The 20,260-nt window shown below is 43.9% G+C and carries 24 protein-coding genes, 1 pseudogene and 1 riboswitch; of the genes and pseudogenes, 20 read left to right on the top strand and 5 right to left on the bottom strand.

The features are described from left to right. Positions 1–10: 10 nt before the first annotated feature. Positions 11–376 carry a PH domain-containing protein gene (locus P5G49_RS01430; RefSeq protein WP_301241680.1) on the bottom strand — a complete coding sequence of 122 codons (366 nt, stop codon included), beginning with the start codon at positions 374–376 and terminating at the stop codon, positions 11–13. A 140-nt stretch (positions 377–516) separates the two neighbouring features. Next, a riboswitch (cobalamin riboswitch) is annotated at positions 517–695 on the top strand. A 163-nt stretch (positions 696–858) separates the two neighbouring features. Between P5G49_RS01430 and P5G49_RS01425 the strand changes: the two genes are divergently transcribed. The 3 genes from P5G49_RS01425 to P5G49_RS01415 are packed head-to-tail and all read left to right on the top strand — an operon-like array spanning position 859 to position 4,522. Next, a complete protein-coding gene (locus tag P5G49_RS01425; RefSeq protein WP_301241679.1) occupies positions 859–3,081 on the top strand; it encodes a ribonucleoside-diphosphate reductase subunit alpha in 2,223 nt (740 codons plus the stop codon). Continuing rightward, positions 3,066–3,515, top strand: a complete 450-nt coding sequence (locus tag P5G49_RS01420) for a flavodoxin (RefSeq protein WP_301241678.1) — start codon at positions 3,066–3,068, stop codon at positions 3,513–3,515. Before P5G49_RS01425 ends, P5G49_RS01420 begins: the two co-directional genes overlap by 16 nt. Next, positions 3,461–4,522, top strand: coding sequence for a ribonucleotide-diphosphate reductase subunit beta (locus P5G49_RS01415; protein WP_435877166.1), 1,062 nt, complete (start codon positions 3,461–3,463; stop codon positions 4,520–4,522). The genes P5G49_RS01420 and P5G49_RS01415 overlap by 55 nt, the downstream gene beginning before the upstream one ends. A gap of 174 nt (positions 4,523–4,696) precedes the next feature. On the opposite strand, the gene P5G49_RS01410 is transcribed toward P5G49_RS01415, so the two are convergent. The 3 genes from P5G49_RS01410 to P5G49_RS01400 all read right to left on the bottom strand — a co-directional run bounded on the left by P5G49_RS01410 (position 4,697) and on the right by P5G49_RS01400 (position 7,517). Next, positions 4,697–5,404: an ABC transporter permease gene (locus P5G49_RS01410; RefSeq protein WP_301241676.1), complete on the bottom strand. Its 708-nt coding sequence runs from the start codon at positions 5,402–5,404 to the stop codon at positions 4,697–4,699. Then, positions 5,401–6,249, bottom strand: a complete 849-nt coding sequence (locus P5G49_RS01405; RefSeq protein WP_301241675.1) for an ABC transporter ATP-binding protein — start codon at positions 6,247–6,249, stop codon at positions 5,401–5,403. Before P5G49_RS01405 ends, P5G49_RS01410 begins: the two co-directional genes overlap by 4 nt. Positions 6,250–6,500: 251 nt before the next feature. Continuing rightward, positions 6,501–7,517 carry a LytTR family transcriptional regulator DNA-binding domain-containing protein gene (locus tag P5G49_RS01400; RefSeq protein WP_301241674.1) on the bottom strand — a complete coding sequence of 339 codons (1,017 nt, stop codon included), beginning with the start codon at positions 7,515–7,517 and terminating at the stop codon, positions 6,501–6,503. Positions 7,518–7,820: 303 nt separating this feature from the next. Between P5G49_RS01400 and ric the strand changes: the two genes are divergently transcribed. The 8 genes and pseudogenes from ric to P5G49_RS01365 all read left to right on the top strand — a co-directional run bounded on the left by ric (position 7,821) and on the right by P5G49_RS01365 (position 12,813). Further along, positions 7,821–8,519 carry an iron-sulfur cluster repair di-iron protein gene (ric, locus tag P5G49_RS01395; RefSeq protein WP_301241673.1) on the top strand — a complete coding sequence of 233 codons (699 nt, stop codon included), beginning with the start codon at positions 7,821–7,823 and terminating at the stop codon, positions 8,517–8,519. A 98-nt stretch (positions 8,520–8,617) separates the two neighbouring features. Continuing rightward, positions 8,618–8,721, top strand: a pseudogene (locus P5G49_RS17540) (respiratory nitrate reductase subunit gamma); the annotation flags it as partial. Between the two features lie 25 nt (positions 8,722–8,746). Beyond that, entirely contained in the window at positions 8,747–9,226 is a 480-nt protein-coding gene (locus P5G49_RS01390) for a GAF domain-containing protein (protein ID WP_301241672.1), read from the top strand. After that, positions 9,207–10,274, top strand: a complete 1,068-nt coding sequence (locus tag P5G49_RS01385; RefSeq protein ID WP_301241671.1) for a sensor histidine kinase — start codon at positions 9,207–9,209, stop codon at positions 10,272–10,274. The genes P5G49_RS01390 and P5G49_RS01385 overlap by 20 nt, the downstream gene beginning before the upstream one ends. Then, complete coding sequence (locus tag P5G49_RS01380; protein WP_301241670.1) at positions 10,271–10,918, top strand: response regulator; 648 nt, start codon at positions 10,271–10,273, stop codon at positions 10,916–10,918. Before P5G49_RS01385 ends, P5G49_RS01380 begins: the two co-directional genes overlap by 4 nt. Positions 10,919–11,007: 89 nt before the next feature. Continuing rightward, positions 11,008–11,121 carry a hypothetical protein gene (locus tag P5G49_RS01375; RefSeq protein ID WP_301241669.1) on the top strand — a complete coding sequence of 38 codons (114 nt, stop codon included), beginning with the start codon at positions 11,008–11,010 and terminating at the stop codon, positions 11,119–11,121. A 147-nt stretch (positions 11,122–11,268) separates the two neighbouring features. Next, a complete protein-coding gene (locus tag P5G49_RS01370) occupies positions 11,269–12,288 on the top strand; it encodes a ThiF family adenylyltransferase (RefSeq protein WP_301241668.1) in 1,020 nt (339 codons plus the stop codon). Positions 12,289–12,300: 12 nt separating this feature from the next. After that, on the top strand, positions 12,301–12,813 hold the full coding sequence (locus P5G49_RS01365; protein ID WP_301241667.1) for a MogA/MoaB family molybdenum cofactor biosynthesis protein: 513 nt from the start codon (positions 12,301–12,303) through the stop codon (positions 12,811–12,813). Positions 12,814–13,078: 265 nt separating this feature from the next. Here the strand turns inward: P5G49_RS01365 and moaC are convergent, their stop codons facing one another. Next, positions 13,079–13,576: a cyclic pyranopterin monophosphate synthase MoaC gene (gene moaC, locus P5G49_RS01360; protein WP_301241666.1), complete on the bottom strand. Its 498-nt coding sequence runs from the start codon at positions 13,574–13,576 to the stop codon at positions 13,079–13,081. Positions 13,577–13,637: 61 nt separating this feature from the next. Here moaC and P5G49_RS01355 point away from each other — a divergent pair, with 61 nt between their 5' ends. From P5G49_RS01355 to P5G49_RS01315, 9 genes are all read left to right on the top strand, one after another. Continuing rightward, positions 13,638–14,894 (top strand): molybdopterin molybdotransferase MoeA, encoded by a 1,257-nt coding sequence (locus P5G49_RS01355; protein ID WP_301241665.1) that lies wholly within the window; start codon positions 13,638–13,640, stop codon positions 14,892–14,894. Further along, a complete protein-coding gene (mobB, locus tag P5G49_RS01350; protein ID WP_301241664.1) occupies positions 14,882–15,403 on the top strand; it encodes a molybdopterin-guanine dinucleotide biosynthesis protein B in 522 nt (173 codons plus the stop codon). Before P5G49_RS01355 ends, mobB begins: the two co-directional genes overlap by 13 nt. Then, the gene (locus P5G49_RS01345) at positions 15,390–15,836 is read left to right on the top strand and encodes a molybdenum cofactor biosynthesis protein MoaE (RefSeq protein ID WP_301241663.1); all 447 of its coding nucleotides are present in this window, start codon (positions 15,390–15,392) and stop codon (positions 15,834–15,836) included. Before mobB ends, P5G49_RS01345 begins: the two co-directional genes overlap by 14 nt. After that, positions 15,833–16,066: a molybdopterin converting factor subunit 1 gene (gene moaD, locus P5G49_RS01340; protein ID WP_301241662.1), complete on the top strand. Its 234-nt coding sequence runs from the start codon at positions 15,833–15,835 to the stop codon at positions 16,064–16,066. The genes P5G49_RS01345 and moaD overlap by 4 nt, the downstream gene beginning before the upstream one ends. Positions 16,067–16,071: 5 nt before the next feature. Further along, positions 16,072–16,659 (top strand): molybdenum cofactor guanylyltransferase, encoded by a 588-nt coding sequence (mobA, locus tag P5G49_RS01335; protein WP_301241661.1) that lies wholly within the window; start codon positions 16,072–16,074, stop codon positions 16,657–16,659. Continuing rightward, positions 16,643–17,653, top strand: coding sequence for a GTP 3',8-cyclase MoaA (gene moaA / locus P5G49_RS01330; RefSeq protein WP_301241660.1), 1,011 nt, complete (start codon positions 16,643–16,645; stop codon positions 17,651–17,653). The genes mobA and moaA overlap by 17 nt, the downstream gene beginning before the upstream one ends. A 235-nt stretch (positions 17,654–17,888) precedes the next feature. Further along, entirely contained in the window at positions 17,889–18,206 is a 318-nt protein-coding gene (locus P5G49_RS01325; RefSeq protein ID WP_301241659.1) for a hypothetical protein, read from the top strand. Positions 18,207–18,278: 72 nt separating this feature from the next. Beyond that, positions 18,279–19,166: an ABC transporter ATP-binding protein gene (locus tag P5G49_RS01320; RefSeq protein ID WP_301241658.1), complete on the top strand. Its 888-nt coding sequence runs from the start codon at positions 18,279–18,281 to the stop codon at positions 19,164–19,166. After that, positions 19,166–20,251: an ABC transporter permease subunit gene (locus P5G49_RS01315; RefSeq protein WP_301241657.1), complete on the top strand. Its 1,086-nt coding sequence runs from the start codon at positions 19,166–19,168 to the stop codon at positions 20,249–20,251. Before P5G49_RS01320 ends, P5G49_RS01315 begins: the two co-directional genes overlap by 1 nt. The last annotated feature ends 9 nt before the right edge of the window (positions 20,252–20,260 follow it).

Raw genomic sequence — 20,260 nt, 5'->3', positions numbered from 1 at the left:
GGCTCTTTTCTTATAAGATTGCCGCTGCTATGATTTTATCAAGTTTGCGGACATCGACTTTTTTATTAAGATTTAATTTAAACTTTCCTGCCTTCGTCCATAATTCAATTTCAGCGTTAAAGTCTATACGTCCAGCGTTTTCAGATGAATACATATTGATTGACTTGAATGGGATTGTATAAATCTCCACTTTTTTACCTGTCAGACCTTGCTTATCCGCGATGATAAATCGCTTATTCGTTACTACAGCAACGTCACGGATTGTTTTATAAGCAACTTCCGCCACTTCACCTTCGATGAGCATTTCTTTAATCTCGCTAGGAACCGGAACTTCTTCTGTAAAAGTCCAAGCCATCATTGCATTTAAATCAGCCATTTGAAAACCTCCTTTTGACGATTATTGTCACACACGGTGAGTGTAAAGTATAGTGGTACGATTTTGAAAAATATCTTTCTACCTATTTACGATTAAAACACAACATGTTAGGGTAGTGAAGTACATAACAGCACAATATATAGTATTGAACGATGGAATGGTACCGTTATCGGTTTAAAAGGGAATCCGCAAATCGGAGCTGTCCCCGCAACTGTACTCGCTAACAACCGTCTCAAAACCACTGCAGCATTTAGCTGTGGGAAGGGAGATGGAAGGATGAAGCGAAAGCCAGTAGACCTGCCGTCCATCGTCAAGCGACACTTTCTTCGGGGGTTGAGAGGTGGAAGCGAGCGGGTTTTTTGCTTTCATTTTTTAGGCGGGGCCCCGATCTGTTTCCAACATCAAAAACCATGAGCGATGACTCTACCGAAGAGGTGGATTCATCGCTTTTTTGTATTGTGCATTAAAGGAGGAATCACTTGATGACGTTGATTCGTGAAAAATTGGATGTTGCAAGCATATTGGGGAGTTTGGAGATAGAGTTCGAGAAAGCACGCTTGGCCGTGTTGGAAGAAGCCAGTCAGAAATGGCTGGAACGACATCCTGATGGAATAGGATCTGATTGGTCGAAAGCAATGATTTTAGAGGCGCTCAGCAATATTGATGAAGCATCAGCATATTGGACATTCGTTGCTGCAAGGATTTATCTAAAAGAGGTTTATTCCCGCCAGGAAAGCCAGCGTGGTGCGAAAGTGTATACGGATTTCGCACAGAATGTTAAACGGTTAGTAGAAAAAGGCCTCTATGCAAATGAATTATTGGATAAATATTCGTGTGAAGAATTGCAAACGATCGGCAACTTCATCGACCCCGAGCGGGACAAGCTGTTCACCTATATCGGCTTAAAAACATTGATGGACCGGTATGCCGCTGTTGACTTCAATAAACAGCCTGTAGAACTCCCGCAAGAACGTTGGCTTATCATCGCGATGACACTTATGCAAAATGAAACAGAGAACCGTCTTGGAAAAGTGGCTGAAGCCTATTGGGCGATGAGCAATTTGTATATGACAGTCGCGACGCCGACGCTTGCGAATGGAGGCAAGCCGCATGGCCAGCTATCAAGCTGCTTCATCGACACCGTCGACGATTCCCTTCGAGGAATCTATGACAGCAATACGGATATTGCGAATCTATCGAAATATGGCGGAGGAATAGGAGTTTATATGGGTAAAGTCCGTTCGCGCGGGTCCTCCATCCGCGGTTTCAAAGGTGCATCAAGCGGCGTTCTTCCGTGGATTAAACAGCTTAACAACACAGCTGTCAGCGTCGATCAGCTTGGTCAGCGTCAAGGGGCGATTGCGGTTTACCTCGATGTATGGCATAAGGATATATTCACATTCCTCGACTTAAAGCTGAACAACGGCGATGATCGCCTCCGTGCACATGATATTTTCACAGGCGTCTGCTTGCCGGATCTGTTCATGGAGCAAGTCGAAGCGCGAGGTGACTGGCATTTATTCGATCCGCATGAAGTGCGCACGGTGATGGGCTATTCATTGGAAGATTATTATGATGAAAGGAAAGGTGCCGGTTCGTTCCGTGAGAAATACGAGGAATGTGCCAACCACCCGGAATTGTCAAAGGAGACTGTGCCTGCGATTGAAATCATGAAACGCATCATGCGCAGCCAGCTTGAAACGGGAACTCCGTTCATGTTTTACCGGGATGAAGTGAATCGGGCGAACCCGAATAAGCATGAAGGTATGGTGTATTCGAGCAATCTTTGTACAGAAATAATGCAAAATATGAGCCCGACGAAATTTGAATCGGTTACGCTCGAAGATGATATCGTCGTAACCCGATCAAAGCCCGGTGATTTTGTCGTCTGTAACTTGTCGTCCATTAACCTTGGCCGTACCGTGCCGGCAGATGTGTTGGAACGCCTCATCACGATTCAAGTGCGCATGTTAGACAACGTTATTGATTTGAATAAAATACCTGTCGTCCAGGCGCAAAGAACAAACACACGTTACCGGGGCATTGGGCTCGGGACATTCGGCTGGCATCATCTTCTTGCTTTGAAAAATATACAATGGGAATCGGACGAAGCGGTCAACTACGCGGATGAACTGTATGAAAAAATTGCCTATTTAACAATCAAAGCTTCTATGGAATTGGCGAGTGAAAAAGGGACTTATCCTTTATTCGAAGGATCGGATTGGCAGAGCGGGGGATATTTCGAACGACGTGGCTATGACTCGATGGAATGGCGTGAACTGCGAATTGATGTTGCTGCGAACGGAATTCGGAACGGTTATTTGATGGCGGTTGCGCCGAATAGCTCCACTTCGGTCATCGCAGGATCCACCGCTTCCATCGATCCGATTTTCAAGCCGTTCTACCACGAGGAAAAGAAAGACTATAAACTGCCGGTCATTGCGCCGGATCTTGATCACAACACGTATGATGTGTACCGCCGTTCTGCGTATATCGTCGACCAACGCTGGTCCATTAAGCAAAACTCAGTAAGGCAGCGCCATATCGACCAGGCGATTTCATTCAATATATACGTGCCGAATAACATCCGCGCATCCGTCCTCTTAGACTTGCATATTCAAGCGTGGAAATCGGGCATGAAATCGACGTATTATATGCGGTCAACAGCTTCTGATATTGAGGAGTGCGAATGGTGTCATTCCTGATTGCATATGCATCGTGGAGCGGAAATACGGAGGAAGTGGCAGAAATCGTGGAGGAGACGCTGCTATCAGAAGGGATGGACGTGACGGTATATCGGATCGGAATCGGGCCGATGCCGGATCCCTGGGAGTTCGATGCGATAATCATTGGTTCATTCACATGGGACAAGGGCTCTACGCCTGACGAAGTGAAGGATTTCGTCGCGGACGTCGGTTACAAGCCGGAAAATGTCTACGTCTTCGGAACCGGAGATACGCAGTTTGGAGGGGACGATCTGTTTTGCGGAGCCGCCGTAAAGCTCGCCCGATTTTATGGATCAACATATGAACCTCTCAAAATTGAACAAAGCCCCCGTGGCACGCAAGAGAAGAAAGTCATCGAATGGTCGAAAGGAGTTTTTCAACATTGGCGACACTTGCACGCGTTAAAGTATTGAACCCGGCACAACCAAATAAATCAACGGCGATTTTCGGCGGGGAAGCAAGCGGCATTTTGAACTGGAATGACCTTGCGTACCCCCATTTCTATACATTGCGTCAACGTATCCGCTCTCTTTTTTGGACAGCGAATGAAGTCGATATGACGCAGGACGTGAAGCAATTTCCGAACTTATCGAAGGCTGAACAGGAAGCTTTTCTTAAGATTATCGGGTTGCTTGCGACATTGGACGGCCCGCAGACTGTTGTCGCGATGAAGATTGCTGATTTCGCAACCGATCCTTCGGTGAAATCAATCATGGCGACAATCGCCGACCAGGAAAGCGAGCACAATCACAGCTATGCATACGTCCTGTCGTCCGTTACGACACTCGACAAGCAGATGGCTTCATTTGAAATGGGCCGTACGGATGAAGTGCTCATGAAAAGGAATGAACGGATCGTAGCTATTTACAACGAATTTGCGGAGAATCCGACGGTTGAAACGGTGTTGAAAGCGATGGTGTACACAACTTTGTTAGAGGGTTTATTCTTCTATAGCGGCTTTGCATTCTTCTATAATCTTGCACGTCATCAGAAAATGGTCGGCACATCGACAATGATTTCCTATATCAACCGCGACGAGCTGCAGCATGGCAAAGCGATCAGCGACATATTCCGCGCAGCGCTTGCTGAAAATCCGGAGTGTAATACCGAAGCTTTAACAGAATGGATTTATGATCAGTTTCGCCATTCCGTCGAACAAGAAATCATTTGGAGCCGCTATGTCCTTGGAGAAATTGACGGAATTGACCTTGAAGAAATGGCGGGCTACGTGAAATATCGCGCAAATAAAATGCTGCGTATGCTTGGACTTAGTGAAATCTACCCGGAATTCACTGACAACCCAATGAAATGGATCCGTGCGTATGTTGACAACTTCGACGATACGAAAACTGATTTCTTTGAACAGACGTCAAGGCAATACGTGAAGACGAGCGATTTGAACGGGTTTGATGATTTGTAAATGAGAAACGGAGAGCAAGATACAATCTTGGCTCTCCGTTTGTTTTTGAAGTGGATTTAGATTTGCATAAATCGCAAGAAGTATGCGTAATCCAACTAAAAGATTGCTTTGTAAATGTACACGGCAAGTATGCCAATACCGACAGCGAGTAAAAATCTAAGTGCTTGCTTCATTTTAATCGACCATCCTTTTCCGGAAAATGATAACCGTCAGGATGACAGCCGCAATGACCCATCCTAAAATAATTGCAAATTCGACAAGTACATCTCCAAAACCGGCTCCCGCTTCTACTTTTGTAGCCAAGTCGATTAATTGGATATTCGGCAAGTATGTCACCACTTGTAATATCGGATATTTCTCCACTACCAATGTAATGAATGAACCGAGTGAGAATACAATAATGACAGGCATGACGATAACGGACGCTTCCAAAACAGACTTCGAATAAAGACCGAGCATCGTTCCCAATGCAATATAGAAGAATGATGATAAAATGACAGCCAACGTTATAATAGCAATGTTTGCAGGTTTATATTCCGCCAAGAAGGCCGTGAAAAAGACGACAACCATTGTCATAATGAACGTAAGCAAGCTTTTTCCACCAAGAATATCGGCTGTACTTGCAGGGGAAAGCATCAGTCCGCGCAAAGTGTTCTTTTCCTTCTCTTCAGCAATCAAACAGCATTGGACAAACGCAGCGACCATAGCAAACGTCATATTGATAAGCAGAAAATGAGTTTCAATTGATTCAACGCCCATGCGCCCGTAAAAAGCACCTAAAATAATTGGAACAAAAATTACTGACGATACAGCCAGATTCCGAGAAAAGTCCTTAAAGTCTTTTTGCAATATCGCGTTTACACGCTTCCATGAAATCATCATGCTAATTTCCTCCCTGTCACTTGTACAAAAATCTCCCCTAAAGTAAGCTCGTTCGAATGGATTGTTACAACTTGATTCGTATTCATATAGTTGAATAACTGATTTGCTCCTTCAGAACCTGCGGGCAAGATTACCTTTTCTTCATTCGTCAATTCCACTGTAATCGTCGAATCCGAATAGCTCTTTCTCAGTTTGTCTGGCGTATCCAAAAGTTGAATTTTCCCATTATTTAGGAATGCGACCCTGTCACATAATGTTTCCGCCTCCTGCATATCGTGCGTAGTCAAGAATATCGTCGTACCTTTCTCGTTAAGTGCCCGCAATCCGTCATGGATATGAAGTGAATTTGTCGGATCCAGAGCGGACGTTGGCTCGTCAAGGAAAAGTAATTCAGGTTCGTGTATCAAAGCCCGTGCAAGTGTCACACGCTGCGTCATTCCTTTTGATAAGGTAGAAACTTTTTTTGACTTCTCTTGTTTTAAGTTTACAGCGTCAAGCACTTCGTCGATTTTCGAGAGGGGAACATCGTACAGATCGCAATAGAGCTTCAGATTATCGTAGATTGATAATCTTCCGTATAACCCGCTATTATCTGTAAGAACTCCGAAACGCTTGCGGTACTCTGAATTCTTTAACTGAGAAACGGATTCCCCAAATACTTTCGCCGTCCCGCTTGTAGGTGTTAGTTGTCCAGTCAATATTTTAATTGTTGTCGTTTTTCCTGATCCACTTGGTCCAAGGAAGCCGAAAATTTCACCCTTTTTAACGCGGAAGTCGACACTTTCAATCGCTGTTTGGTTACCAAAAACTTTTGCTAAACTGCTCACCTCAATAATGTTTTCCATTTCCATCCTCCTGTAGTAAGTTTCATACGTATTTTGTATTTGCACCTTCAGAATAATTGAACAAGGAATGGATCACATCATATTTCGGGTGAAAAGAGTGTTATAGAGGGTAAGTAGAGCAAATTCGCCTGTGAATAAACCGAATTGTGAAGTTGATTTCCCCCTACGCATCATGAACGGAGTATTTTTAGGGCTGAAACGTCGGATGCTGTCAAAATATTTCCGAGGAAATTATACAATTTTCTACAAAGTCAGAGGCCAAGCATCTCTTTTAGCTCCACCATCTTCGTTTTCGATAAAGGAATTGTCGATTTTTCGGCATCGTCCAAAACAAGACTATAGCTGTTCCTCGTCCAAGTGATGACCTCACGAACCTTCTGCAAATTTACAATGTACGAACGGTGGCAGCGGAAGAAACCAAACGGGAGTAAACGCGCTTCCAATTCATTCAATGTGGAAACAGAAGGAAAGGATTCTCCTTTAATATGTAAAAATGATTGGCCGTCATTGCTTTCAATATAATCGATTTCAGGTGGGTCGAATAACACGATTTTTTCATTCACCTTCGTCGGGATCTTCTCAAAACGGACAGGTACTATTGATTCGGCTATGGAAGGAGGATTTTCAATTTCTTTTTCTGTCTCCACTGAAATATGGACGGGATGCAGTCCGTTCTCATCCAATCGGAAGATTTGGTCGGCGGCTGTTACGGCGCTTTCCATATTCCCTGTTAAAATGAATGCGCTACGACCTTTTTGTTTTAGCAACTGGAGGACAGAAAGGAATATTCGCTTTGATTCTAAATCCATATTTTGATCAGGTTCTTCAAAAATGTAAATTTCCGGGTTTTGTATTAATAAAAGGGCGAGCTGAACCCGTTTTCGCTCCGAATAGGTCAAGTTCTTTATTTTGTTACGTCGTTTAGATTCCAATTGAGCCGTGTGAATAACTTTCTCGATGGATTGATCTGATGTATAAAGCCGCTTTGTGAAACGGATCATTTCCTCCACGGACAACCTCTCATATAGGCCATTTTGAAGGAAGAAAAAGCCAATACCTGTTCGATTTTCTGAAATACCGCTTTTTCCAATACGAATTTCCCCGTTCGACAGCTTAGACTTTTCAAGCAACAGGTCAATCAGCTGCTCCCTTACATTGACACTTGAATATACAGCAACCACTTTTCCAGGTTCCACTGATAAATCAAAAGAAGGGAAGACGACCATATCATTGATCCGTTTTTCTGCACCTATGAATTGAAGTGACATTTAGTTACCCCTCATTTCCAAAAGTTCTCTCTACTACATGTATTATACCAGTTGTTTAATAGCTACCAAGTTGGATTTTGATGGTGTTTTTTAGAGAGTCGGTGATAACCCCCAATTAAGAACAATCTGTGACACTTCAAAATCTGTGATATACATCACATCCCTTACTTCCAACCTCCTCTTTGATGAAGTAGACGAAAGGGAAATAGGCATTTCCCCTATATCTCTTCGAACCCTAATTAGTTACCATTGGTACTGGGAAAAATTATCAATTAAATAAAATAGTTAATAGGAGGAAACAAAATGATTCAACTTACACTCGACACTCAAGTATCAGATATTGTCACGGCACTTCCGCAAAGCGCTGATTTGTTCAGGAACCTACGTATTGATTACTGTTGCGGTGGGAAAATAGCATTGAAGGAGGCCGCGGAGCAACGGGAGCTTAATCCGGAAGAAGTGTTGAAGAAAATACATGCAATTGAAGCAAAAAGAGAAACGCGTAATAGCCTTGAACCTTCATCATTTGGATCGAAAACATTGGTTGCTCACATCCAAGAGAAATATCATGCGAATTTATGTGAGGAACTGCCGATGTTAGCACCGTACATCACAAAGGTTGCGCGTGTGCATGGAGAAAACCATCCCCATCTATTAAGAGTGCAAGAAATCTTTAAGACTTTACGAGCAGAGTTGATTGAACACACTGAGGATGAGGATAAAAACGTATTTCCGTTACTTCTTGAATTCCTTGAAAACCCAACTTCTGAACTGAAGGAAAGAGTGAAGCCGCATGTATTCGAATTGGAAGAAGAGCATGATAACGCAGGCCGCCTTCTTCATGAGTTAAGGGAAATCACTGATAACTTCACTCCTCCTGAAACTGCTTGCGGTACGTATAGACTGGTTTATGCGAGATTGGAACAGTTGGAGAAAGAAACGTTTGAACATGTACACTTGGAAAACAATGTTCTTTTCGATAGGGTTCGTGAATTAATCTAATCGAAAACATATAGATAGGATGAAAAAGTTGCCGAAATGGCATCTTTTTTATTCTTTAGGAGTAACGGTATAGGGAAAACCCAAGCAAATGTCGTTTGTGGCCGTTCACAAGACTCGTCCAATATGGAGTGTCCCGTTGAATTATACGTGCAGGAGCTATATTCTGTATAGAAGGTCACCAGCAAAGGCCAATAAAAGATAATGATTTTCTATAGGGAGTAATGATTATGAAAGAGTGGGTGGGATTTAACTTCCAGCGAGAGATTGAGCGTGTTCGTGAGGCATTTGGATTCGATTATGTAGGAATAGCGCTCGTTCAATCGCCGGAACGAGGATTTGAACTGAAGTGGGCGCACGTCACAGGGAATAAAAGCGAACGGCATCGACGCATTAAACTCCAATCTGGAAAAGGTGTGGCAGGACTTGTTTTTAAGACAGGCAAACCGATATATGTCGGCGATGCATTACAAGAAGTAGGCACTGATAGTCTATTCAACTACCCGATTATTGTAGCGGAAGGGCTTAAAAGCTTCGGTGCCATCCCACTGTATAAATCTTACCGTGTAAATGGCGTCATTCTTGTCGGCTATCGTAAAAACCAAGGGCTGACATTGGAACAATTCGAGGAATTCAAGCGGGAAATCGGCACGGGATTTGGCCCGTTCTATGACAAGGAGATGGTGAGCGATGAATCAGTTCAGCAATGAAAACTTGCCGAGTCTTCTAATGAACCTATATGGCAACTCAGGTGAAGCCATCTTCTTTTTTGATCGGAACGGGAAGGTACTTACCATGAACTCGGCTGCTAAGGATATTTTGGATAAAGATGTCTACGAGCAAATGATGGCTGGAAGCACGGGAGCAATTTGCAGAACATGCAGAGGGTATACCAGCTCCGATGAATTGCAGACCTGTCACTCATGCTATATGTCGAACCCGGATGAAAATATCAGTTCTTTCCAAGTCTATTTCGACACGAAAGGGAAGGGTGTCATTCCTTATTCCGGAAGCATCCATACCATAGACGAAGAGTCCGGAATCCGGGTTTTCATGCTGCGGGATTTAACGCAGCAATTCAAAACACAAGAAGAACTAAATCAAAAACTAATGATGAAAAGGGTAATCAAGGCGCAAGAAGATGAGCGTAAACGTCTATCCCGCGAATTACATGACAGTGTTGCACAGGAAATGCTGAGTTCATTAGTCGATTTACGTGTATTGAAATATATGAATATCGATGAAGAAGTGCTGAAGAAAGTGCAACAGACGGAAGGCTCACTCATGCGGCTTTTGGATGATATCCGTCACCTTTCCGTTGAATTGCGCCCGGCTACCCTTGACGATCTCGGACTGGAAGCGGCTTTTCGAACTCACTTTAAGTGGATTGAAAAGAACTATGGCCTCATTATACATTTTCATCCAGAGTTGGAGTCGAAACGGTATGAGGGAGAAGTCGAAACGGTCGTCTATCGGATTTGTCAGGAAGCTGTATTCAACGCGTTAAAATATGCAGAAGTCGATGAACTCGTTGTCCGTTTGTATGAAGCGGTTGGATTTCTTTATCTGGTTGTGGTGGATGAAGGGAAAGGGTTCGAATTGAAAAATACGGATCCGAAAGGCACGGGACTTGGCATTTATAGTATGAAAGAAAGAGCAGAACTCGTTGATGGCAATCTTCAAATCCGTTCCGAAATTGGAAAAGGAACTGTAATCCAATTGGAAGTTCCAGTTGTTGAAGGAGGGGGCAACAAATGAAAATCATCATTGCAGATGATCATGCGGTCGTTCGTAGCGGTTTTATGCACATATTGAACTATCAAAATGATATGGAAGTAGTAGCAACCGCTGCTGACGGGCTAGAGGCGTATGACCAGGTGGCGAAGCATCGCCCCGACGTTCTGCTCATGGATTTAAGCATGCCTCCCGGCGAGAGTGGTTTAATCACGACGGGAAAGATAAAAGAAGATTTTCCTGAAACGAAAATTGTCATTCTTACGATGTACGATGATGAAGAATACTTATTTCACGTATTAAAAAACGGGGCTTCCGGCTATGTATTGAAAAATTCCCCCGATGAGGAATTGCTTTCCGCAATCCGAACGGTCTATGACGGAGGCACCTATATCCATCCTTCCATGGCGACGTCCCTTGTCCGTCAATTCGTCAAAAAGGACTTCGATGAAGTAGAGACTGACCCCTATAAGATTTTATCGAAAAGGGAAATTGAAGTCTTGCCCCTTGTAGCAAAAGGCTATGGGAATAAAGAAATTGCGGAAATGCTCTACATTTCCGTCAAGACAGTCGAAGCGCATAAGTCCAAAATCATGGAGAAATTGAACTTGAAAAGCAGACCGGAACTTGTTGAATATGCGTTAAGAAAGAAGTTTCTAAACTTTTGATGAGGAAGGCTGGCAGACATTGCGGAAGTTGATGGTCGAATTCATCGAACCCTGCATTTTCAGAGTTAACAGGCTATACTGAAGAGGAAGTGCTTGGGAAAAATTCAAACATTCTCAGTTCAGGAAGACAGCCTAAGGAATATTACGCTCAAATGTGGAAAGCCATAAGCGGAAAGATGGAAGGGAATATCTCGAATTACTAACCATCAACACCGTTATAAATAATTCCGGCGATATCGAACGCTACGTAGGAACATTTTGCGATATTACACCAACGAAACCGAAGGGCGACCAATCTTAATGACTGGAAGCCCCAACTTTATTTAAAGAGCAGGGGAGTGTAGGGGGAAGTGGAAAATAGATATTCACGTCAGACGCTGTTCAAGCCGATTGGCCAAGAGGGGCAAAAACGTTTGCAGGATGCACATGTCGTCATAATCGGCTGCGGCGCGTTAGGCTCGCCCATTTCTGAAATGCTCGTCAGGGCTGGTGTTGGCAAACTGACCATTGCGGACCGGGATTATGTGGAGATGTCCAACCTGCAAAGACAGCAACTCTTTACGGAACAAGATGCGCTTCAAGGCACACCGAAAGTGGTTGCTGCAAAAAGTAGATTAAAAGAAATCCGGCAAGATTGCATTATTGAGACAGTTCTTGACCACGTGGATGGCCCGATGCTTGAAAAAATCGCTGAGGACGCCGACTTGATCATGGACGCGACGGACAATTTCGAAACGCGACTACTCATGAATGACGTAGCATGGATAAGGGGTATCCCTTGGATTCACGGTGCATGCGTCGGCAGTTCGGGCACAGTATTTCCTTTCATTCCAGGAAAGACAGCCTGTTTCAGATGTCTTTTGCCAGTTCTCCCTTCGGTCAATGAAACATGCGATACCGCAGGCATCATTGCTCCTGCCGTCCAAACCGTTGCAGCAAGGCAAACCGCGGAAGCGCTGAAATGGCTAACGGGCAACCGGGATGCAATGATGACAAAGCTCCTTCATTTCGATTTATGGAACAACACGCAAGTCGAAGCAGGAATTTCTCGAATTCGGAAAGAGCATTGTGAAACTTGCGGTACGGAACCAACCTATCCTGCACTCAATAAACCTGAAGGTCCGAACTACGCTGTACTTTGCGGAAGAGAAACGGTTCAAGTCATACCCGATAGTAGCAGGTCACTATCTTTGAAGGACGGTGAGCAAGTTGCAAAACGATTGGGCGCGGGGTATAAAATGACTCCGTACTTCGTGGAGTTCCATGCGGAAGGGTACCGCTGTGTTTTGTTTCAAAACGGGCGGTTACTCATTCATGGTTTACGAGATATGAAGGAAGGCAGGAAATTGTATCATCAATTTTTTGGATAGGGGGAGTAGGGGTTGTCTCAACTATCGGTGTTCGAAAAGAAAGATGCAATAGCAATCTGCGTATTAACGGTGAGCGATACGCGGAATAAAGAAACAGATAAAAGCGGTGGAACGATCATCCAAATGGCTGAAGATGCCGGTCATCGCATTGAAGATTACCGGATCTGTACAGATGAGCCGGCAGAGATTTCCCGTAATGTGGAAGAATGGCTCGGCAATGAAGCAGTCGAAGCAATCATCATAACCGGAGGCTCCGGAATCGGATTCCGCGATGTGACCATTGAAACGGTGACACCGTATTTCACGAAAACAATTGATGGTTTCGGAGAATTGTTCAGGTTTTTAAGTTATACAGAAGATGTAGGATCGAAGGCTTTATTGAGCCGTGCAACGGCGGGCTCGATTGAGGAGAAAGTGTTATTCGCACTGCCGGGTTCATCAAAAGCAGTGAAGTTGGCGATGGAAAAACTGATTCTTCCCGAGCTTCATCATATTGTCCACGAATTGACGAAGCATCGGAAGTGACCGGTGTGGCGGGAGTTCTCGTTTAAAGTGATAGAACGCGAAAGAATGGGCCCTTGTTGTAAAGAGTAGACCTTCAACGCGAAAGAATGGGCCCTTGTTGTAAAGAATGGACCTTCAACGCGAAAGAATGGGCCCTTGTTGTAAAGAATGGACCTTCAACGTGAAAGAATGGGCCCTTGTTGTAAAGAATGGACCTTCAACGCGAAAGAATGAGCCCTTGTTGTAAAGAATGGACCAAGAGTTTTCGTTTAACGCCAAAAAGCTCTTATTCCCGCGCGGTCCGCTCAAAATCGCCGTTCTTCCCGCCGGTTTTCCGGAGCAACATCGTCGGGCCAATGACCATCTCTTTTCCAGCAGCCTTGCACATATCGTAAATGGTAAGGGCTGCGGCTGAAGCGGCAGTGAGGGCTTCCATCTCGACACCTGTTAAGCCTTTCGTCTTCACTTCGGCTTGAATGAGCACTTCATAATGGCTTTTCGATTCATCGATATTCCATTCGAAGCGGACATCTACGCCAGTCAATGCAAGTGGGTGGCACATTGGGATGATCGATGATGTGTTTTTGGCTGCCATGACGGCGGCGACTTGCGCGACGGCGAAGACATCCCCTTTTTTATTAGTCCCCTCCGTAATTTGGGAGTGGATCAGTTCGTTTACAATGATGGATGAAGTGGCGATTGCGGTTCTTGTAGTGACGGCCTTGTCGGAAACGTCGACCATTTTGGCTCGTCCTTGTTCGTTGAAATGCGTCAATTCAGACATTGGATTCATTCCCCTCAAACATAGTAACCTAAGTATAGCAGAAGATAGGAGAGGATTCAGAATGGTGGAAATGAGAAAACCGATTCCGGTTGCAGAAGCTGTCCGACTAATAGTGGAGCATGTAAATCCAATCGGAACCGAAGTTATCGACCTTGAACAATCTTATGGAAGAGTGTTAGCTGAACCGATTATCGCAAAGCACGATGTACCTCCTTTTGACCGATCACCTTATGACGGATTCGCAATCCGGTCGCTCGATTCGAAGGGAGCATCTGGCGAAAACCGGGTCCCTTTTTCAGTAATTGGCGAAATCGGCGCCGGTTATCTCGGAGACAAGCCGATCGGTGAAAAGGAAGCATATCGAATTATGACTGGCGCGCAAATTCCGGAAAATGCAGATGCGGTCGTCATGTTAGAGCAAACGAGCGAAACGGACAACGGATTTACATTGAGGAAGCCGTTTGAAGCAGGTGAAAATATCTCCTACAAGGGTGAAGATGCAAAAGAGGGCGAGCTCTTAATCGAAGAAGGTGCCCTCATCCATCCGGGAACAATTGCCTTGTTAGCCACATTCGGTTACGCGAAAGTGAAAGTTGCGAAACGTCCTATTGCAGGAATTTTATCGACAGGTACGGAATTGCTTGAAGTCGGAGATGAACTTGTTCCGGGGAAAATCCGAAATTCCAATGGCCCGATGATCAAGGGGCAGCTCACTCGGATGGGGATTTCCTATCGTTCATACGGATTGGCGGCAGATGATCTTGATGCCTGCACAAAAATTGTCGAGCAGGCGATTGCAGGGACGGATTTCCTCATAACGACGGGAGGCGTGTCTGTCGGTGATTATGATTATTTACCGGCAATTTATGAGCGGCTTGGTGCCAAGGTTTTATTCAATAAAGTAGCGATGCGCCCAGGAAGTGTGACGACTGTCGCGGTTTTAGACAATAAATTCTTGTTCGGACTTTCCGGCAATCCATCCGCTTGCTTCACAGGTTTTGAATTATTTACAAGACTAGCCGTACTTGCGATGATGGGTGGAACAGCGCCTTATATGCCAAGGATGACGGCTAAGTTGGGTGAGGATTTCACGAAGCCGAATCCGTTTACACGCTTCATCCGCGCCACTTGGACATTTACCGAATCCGGCATTGAAGCCGTGCCAGCAGGGTTTAATAAATCAAATGCGGTCTCTTCAATTGCAAGAGGGAATTGCCTGATTGTCTTGCCAAGCGGAACACGAGGATATACGACAGGTGACGACGTGGATATCCTACTTTTAGGCAGCGAACAAGGCGTAAGCGAGTGGACGTTGTGAAGACGCTGCATGTTGTGGGCTTTAAAAATAGCGGCAAGACGACTCTTGTTGCAAGATGGGTCCGTTTATTGAAGGAAAAAAGTTTGACGGTAGCTGTGCTGAAGCATCATGGGCATGGTGGGAAGCCTGAAATGCCTGACACGAAGACGGATACGATGCAGTTCCTAACTAATGGTGCGGATGCGACGCTTGTTGCGGGTGGCGGCGCAGCACAATTGATTTTGAATGAAGAACCTGATTTTGAGACGTTGAAACGGATGGTTTCATTAGGAAAACCTGATGTTTTATTGATAGAAGGATATAAGAAGGAATTTGGAGATAAAGTGATTCTGCTTCGCAATCAAGAGGATTGGGTCCCCTTGAGTGAATTACAGGGAAGGCAGCTCGTAATTGGATGCCCTGAAATCGAAATGGATGGCCCCCATATTCATTCGCGCGAGGAAACGGAGCTTATCGATAAATGGTTTTTGGAATGGATTGGAGAGGAAGATGGAGATGAAGCCTTTTGAGATTGTGGAAACGCCGATAGATGTTCAGAAATATATGGACTATGTGCTGCATCCATCTGCGGGCGCCGTCACAGTATTTACCGGCAATGTGCGGGAATGGACGCATGGTGTGAAAACGCTATACCTTTCATACGAAGCCTACATTCCGATGGCGGAAAAAAAGATGGCGGAAATCGGGGCGGAAATGGAAGCGAAATGGCCAGGAGTGCGTGTTGCGATAGCGCATCGAATTGGTGAACTGCAAATTTCGGATATTGCTGTTGTCATCGCAGTTTCGTCACCGCATCGTAAAGCGGCGTATGATGCGAATGAATACGCGATTGATCGGATAAAAGAAGTGGTGCCTATCTGGAAAAAGGAAATTTGGGAAGATGGGGAAGAATGGATTGGTGCACAGAAGAAATATCCAGAAAAGGGGGTTGAGCAGAAATGATCAAAGTGAATTATTTTGCGAGATTGCGTGAGTTGACTGGTAAAGGGGAAGAGTCACTTGAACGCGAATCGATGACAGTCGCTGAATTGCTGGACTGGGCAGAGGAAACGTACCCGGGTTTCGGGGCGGATAATGTGCAGGTGGCTGTGAACGAGGAGTATGCGTTGAAGGATGACGTCATCAAATCGGGTGATGTTTGTGCTTTCATTCCTCCGGTGAGCGGCGGCTGATGAAGATGGCGGGGATTGTGTTGGCTGGCGGATTATCGAGTCGGTTCGGTTCCCCGAAGGCGTTTGCCGAATGGGGGAATCGGCATTTCTACGAACTGTCGTTGCAAGCTTTGTCGCCGTTTTGCGAGAATAACGTAATTGTAACACGTCCGGAATTAGTGGAAAGGTTCCCGGATGAATTGATTGTTACGACAGATATTGCGGAGTTTGCTGGACAAGGTCCAGTAGCAGGGATTCTGTCCGGGATGCAAAAGATTAAGGCTGATCGATATATCGTTTTGCCTTGTGATATGCCGTTTATGACGGCTGATGTAATCAAGCGATTGTTTGAGTGCCATAGTTCAGGTGTGACAGCCGTTGTGTTAGATGGAAAATATCATCCGCTAGTTTCGGTTTGGGATAAAACTGTACTTCTGGATTTGCAGGAAGCGCTTGAGAACGGAAGGCGTCGGGTCATGGACGTTCAGGAAAAACATGGAGTCCGATGGATTGAGGGCGAATTGCTGACGGAAGATGATGCAGAGCGGGTTTTCATGAACGCGAACACGCCGACGTTCTGGAAAGGAGTTGTCGATAATGGAACCGATTGTTGATAAATTTGGTCGTCCAATCCGCGATTTACGAATATCGGTAACTGACCGCTGTAATTTCCGTTGCACGTACTGCATGCCGAAGGAGATTTTCGGTGATGATTATGTGTTCCTGCCGAAAAACGAATTGTTGTCATTCGAAGAAATGGAACGTTTTGCACGTCTTTTCGCATCAATCGGTGTAAAAAAACTTCGCCTGACGGGAGGCGAGCCGTTGATGCGACGTGGCCTTCCTGATTTGATCGCCAAGCTTACGAAAATCGATGGAATTGAAGATATCGGTTTAACGACGAACGGCGTGCTGTTGGGACAATATGCGCAACCGTTGTATGACGCCGGCCTTCGTCGGTTGAATATAAGCTTGGATGCGATGGATCCGGAGCTTTTCGGGAAAATGAACGGACGGGGAATTAAACCAGAGTTGATTCTCAAAAATATCGATCGTGCAAAGGAAATCGGGTTTACGATTAAGATGAACATGGTCGTTCAAAAAGGGGTCAATGAAAGTGAAATCCTACCGATGGCGAAGTATTTCAAGGAGCGCGGCATCACATTGCGTTTCATCGAATTCATGGACGTCGGAAACGACAACGGCTGGAGCTTTGAAAAAGTCGTGACGAAGAAGGAAATCTACGAAATGCTGCGTACGGAATACGAGATGGAGCCCGCCGAAGAGGAGTATTACGGTGAGGTTGCGAAGCATTACCGTTATTTAGACAATGGCGCTGAAGTCGGCTTCATCACATCGGTTTCGGAATCATTCTGTTCGACATGCACGCGTGCAAGGCTTTCATCCGACGGAAAGTTGTACACTTGCTTGTTCGCTTCCGGTGGATTTGATTTGCGTGAATTGATCCGCAGCGGCTTGTCTGATGAAGAATTGCTTCAGGCGATAACAGGTGTCTGGAAAGGACGCGCTGACCGCTATTCCGATGAGCGGACGGAACAGACCGTGAAAAATCGCAAGAAGATTAATATGAGTTATATTGGTGGATGAGTTTTGTGACGCCCCGCAGCCATTTATTGGCTTGCGGGGTGTTTTTTGTTTGCGGTGTATGGGTCGAAGATCATGAAATGACAATATATTGTTGGGTATAACCCATAAAATGTTTTCTACATAACACTGACAGCTCCTTAGAACCATTTTATTTTATTTGATAAATAACAATGATTTTTCAAATAATTGTGATATAGTAGAATTTAAGGTTCAGGAAAAAATTGGAGGGTGTTTATTGAAAAATATACTAAAAGTCTTTATTGCTACTATGTTGACCTTTGGATTTCTGCAAAGTTTTGTTCTTGCGGACGAAACACTTGTAGAGTCTGATGAAGTGGAAGCTTTAAATTACAAAATAGTAAATGCCTTAGTTTATTACGAGATCCGGTTTGATACATTAATTGAAACTTCAACTCAAATTAATGAAAGATATCAGGAGATTCAATATCAAGAATACGCCTACAGCATTGGTGAAACACATTTAGGTGGAAAATGGGCGCCCTTTCCGTTAGTTTACATTGATATGTACCAAGTTAACTGGAGATATAAATAAACTAATAGTTAAGCAGCTTTAATCTATCACCATACCTGAACCTACTTTTTCAAGAAAGGATGATTTACTTATATGCTGATAGCCAATCATATTTCTTTCCAATATCATACTAACCAAGTTTTAGAATCGGTTAATCTTCAATTAATAGAAGGGAAAATCACCGCCTTGGTAGGACCGAATGGTGCAGGGAAGACGACATTGATGGGGATATTGAGTGGTCTTATACCCTTGCAAGGCAATGGCAATGTGGAAATTGCTGGTTTCTCACTTCGGTCACAAAGGAAGGGATACAAGGAACGGATTGCATTCATGCAAGATAACGGTGTTTTATACCCTTTCTTAAGTGGTTATGATCACATCGAATTCATTGCTAAAGCATACGGGAAAGGGAAGAAGGAAGTGGAACAAACGATTCACGAATTGCAAATAGGTGAATTTATTAATAAGAAAGTTAACAAGTATTCGCTTGGTATGAAGCAAATGCTTCTATTTGGCATGGCTCACGTTACGGATGCAACTGTCTATTTACTAGATGAACCTATGAATGGTCTTGACCATACGAACCGTAAACAAATTATTGACCTTATAGAAAAGCTAAAAAGTAAAGGCAAAATTATTTTATTGTCCACACACTTATTGGATGATGTAGATAAAATAGCGGATGAAATTTACTTTGTTAAAGATAAAAATGTTTTTCTTTCCGAAAGTGGGAGCTCAGAATTTATAACATATCGAATTTCAATTGGCGGAGAAGTTGACATGAAAAGTTTTTTCGAAGAACGTGCTCTTTCCTTTGTGCAAGTTAACCCCCTTCTTTATGAGGTGAATTTGAAAGAGTCTGAAGTTCCGGCTCTCCATAAAGCTTTTGTATTGCATGATATCCCGTTACTCACGTTTGAAAAGTCTATTGCCACTGCTGAACAGAAATACAGTGATATGTACGAAAAGGAGAGGCGGTAATGGGCAATCTCTTGGGTTTTGAGTTCAGGAAATTTTTCAAACAGAAAAAATGGCTATTTGTGACTATCGTCTTCCTTTTATTAATTATTGGTTTTTTCGGTACCGAATGGTTCATGGAAAACAGCGGTCGTAACAAATACGCGGAAGTTACAGAACGTAACCTCCAATATATACAAAATAATTTATCCGCCCCTATTCCAGAAAAGGAGAAACTATTCTTAAAAGAACTTTTCAGCATTCAGGAGAAAAAACTTGATGCTCTAAAAGCGAATGCCAAAAAGGATGTTTTACGTTTGGAATTGGAAGAGTTACGTCTTGAATTGGAGGGAAGAGAAAAAGGAACGGGTCAATCATCGGTCCCCTACACAGAAATGGAACATCAATTGGAATTGAAAACTCGTATTTTGGAAGGCGATCTTCTCCCGAGGAATTTGAAATTTGATGGTACCGGTTTTGTTATGAACGTAATGGAAGCATTACTCCCATTACATTTCTTTTTACTAATCATACTGTTACTTGGGGATATTACTGGGTATGAAAACGACAATGGGACAATAAGACTTCTAAAAAACACCCCATACTCGACGTTTAAAATTTTTCTTGGCAAGCTAATTGTATCGATTAGCGTGGGGATGCTATTTCTTGTTAGTCTATTTCTACTTCCTTACCTGTTGGCGGGTGTTTTTAAAGGGTTCGGCGGATTTCAGTACCCCGAATATGTCAACGGTGAGTGGGTAACAACCGGGAAATTGATTACGGAGTACTTTTTCTATAGCATTCTATTGGTTATATTCATTTCGATAGTCATACAGTTTGTACATGTTTTCATTCGGAAAGGGCTTATTACTCTGTTGGCGTTATTCATCCTTTTCGCTATCCAATTTTTTATTAGACCGGCTTCTATTGAGAACACTCCAATAATTTCATGGAATCCAATAGTATACTTACATCCAGGTTTAACTATACTGGATGGATTTTACTATTATTCACAGGCCCTTCTAACGCTTGGATTGTTCACAGGCATTCTTTTTATCATCACAGTAGGTATCCTTCGGTTTAACCGAAGGACATATCCTGGGCTTTAGGAGATGAAA

This window comes from Sporosarcina highlanderae (assembly GCF_030433715.1).
Lineage (GTDB): Bacteria > Bacillota > Bacilli > Bacillales_A > Planococcaceae > Sporosarcina > Sporosarcina highlanderae.
Note: the sequence above shows the minus strand (reverse complement) of the source record. Positions and strands in the feature narration are given on the sequence as shown.